Here is a 1,718-nt window from a genome sequence, read left to right on the forward strand (position 1 = left end):
ACCTTTCAGGACCCTATGAATGGAAATGGGTTGGGTAACTGACGCCAAAAATCACTGTTTTTGAGTGAAGTAGACCTGTTTTATCAATCCTCATCCATTTTGCATCATGTCCTGTCGACTCTTTATCTGTTAAATCACTTTCCCTAGCTTGAGCCCTAACTGAAAGTGCATTATGTTATTGTTTTAACATGGCTGGCCTGATTTGTGCTTCGGCGACGGCTTTTCCGTTGCGGCTTCGCCTCCACTACAAAGCCGCGCGTGCTGGCGGCGTTAGCTCTACGAAATGAGACGGTGGTTATGCTAAAAAAAGTGTTTCATTTTTTATGGAAAGTTATCTCTTATCCATTTGTGTTAATGTGGAGAACTATCCTCGCTATATGGCGTTTTATAGCGACAGTAGTTGTTTTGTTGATATTACTCGACGTATGTGTGGAGTTTGTTAGTTACCAGCGTGACAGCCACAAGTTCTCCTCGTCAGGTAACTGTAGAGAAGTAGAGACAAAATTGGCCGCCTTAGGCGCGTCTATGGGAAAATCCTTTCGTTGTCTTAATCTAAATCCTGAAAATGTCCCGGTTACTCGTCCTCAGGGTATGATCTTTTTCCTAGCGAGTGAGTTGCATCCCACTCCTGACAATACTGGCCACGGCTGGGTCGTATGGGCAAATGCGTCACTAAATGAGCAGGGCGGGCTCCTTGTTCATGAATTTTTGCCTGTTGGATTCGGTCCTCCTGATAGAAATACAAAATGGCCGCTATCTTTTCAGAGCGCCTACGTAGAGCTAATAGCAAGCAGGTTGCCGGTTTCATTGGAGGAACCCTTATCGAAATTTCTTGGAGTTACCTGGTTGTCGTTGCAGCAATCAGGTGAATCTCCTGTGCGGTTTACAGATACCCGCCTGATTGATGAAGAAGCGATTGTGAGCCCACAATTTAGATCAGTTTTCGGCAGTAATCCGGAAACAGCTCTGGTTGTACTCTTATCTGATACTGAGTACAAAAACACTAAAAAAGTTGTAGAGCAATTCGCCACTGGTGACTACTCACTGCTCTTTAGAGACTGTACAACGTTCGTTGAGCGTGTCGCCCAAGAAGCCGGCTTATACGCCCCGCCCCGAATACTGCATCTGTTTCCTTCGGACTATATATCAGTATTGTCGCTTGAGAACAGACGGTGAGGCGTATAGCTAACAAGGCCATGAACGATCGGGCACTTCGTGCCCTGGACCTCGCTACACTCGGCCCGTTATGGCGACGTTATGAGCTTTCGATGAAATACCTATTTTTTATATTATTCTTCATCTCTAATGTAAGCTTTGCTTGTGTTGTTGGTCCCCAGAGTATACAGCCCACGCCAGAGTTAGGGTTTAGTTTTAAAGAGAGCCAATCGGATCTTTGTGGAAATTGCAGCATGATCTCAATTGATTCTCCAAATGAATATAATGGTCGTCCTGTGTCGCATGCTATTTTTTCTGTTTTTCAGAATGGTGAGCTAAGGGTGAATCAGGCCACCCACAGTAAATGGCGTGATCCAGCGGCCTCTCCTAGACTGAGATAAATTGTCGATGTTGGAGTCTTGCCATGCCGCGTCCTAGAAGAACTCAGATCAGTGTCGAAGACACCCCTTTCTACCACTGCTGCAGCCGGGTGGTGCGTCGCGCCTTCCTCTGTGGGGATGATCGATACTCGGGTAAGAACTATGACCATCGCCGGGGCTGGG

At 46.4% G+C, this 1,718-nt stretch carries 1 protein-coding gene and 1 pseudogene; both read left to right on the forward strand.

The genetic code is table 11. From position 1 onward, the window contains the following. The first annotated feature begins 297 nt into the window (after positions 1 to 297). A complete protein-coding gene (locus LZP73_RS19095) occupies positions 298 to 1,176 on the forward strand; it encodes a hypothetical protein (RefSeq protein ID WP_234236494.1) in 879 nt (292 codons plus the stop codon). A 403-nt stretch (positions 1,177 to 1,579) separates the two neighbouring features. Beyond that, positions 1,580 to 1,718 (forward strand): annotated as a pseudogene (locus LZP73_RS19100) (transposase); the annotation flags it as partial.

This window comes from Shewanella sp. AS16 (assembly GCF_021412365.1).
In the GTDB taxonomy this organism is placed as follows: Bacteria; Pseudomonadota; Gammaproteobacteria; order Enterobacterales; family Shewanellaceae; genus Shewanella; species Shewanella salipaludis.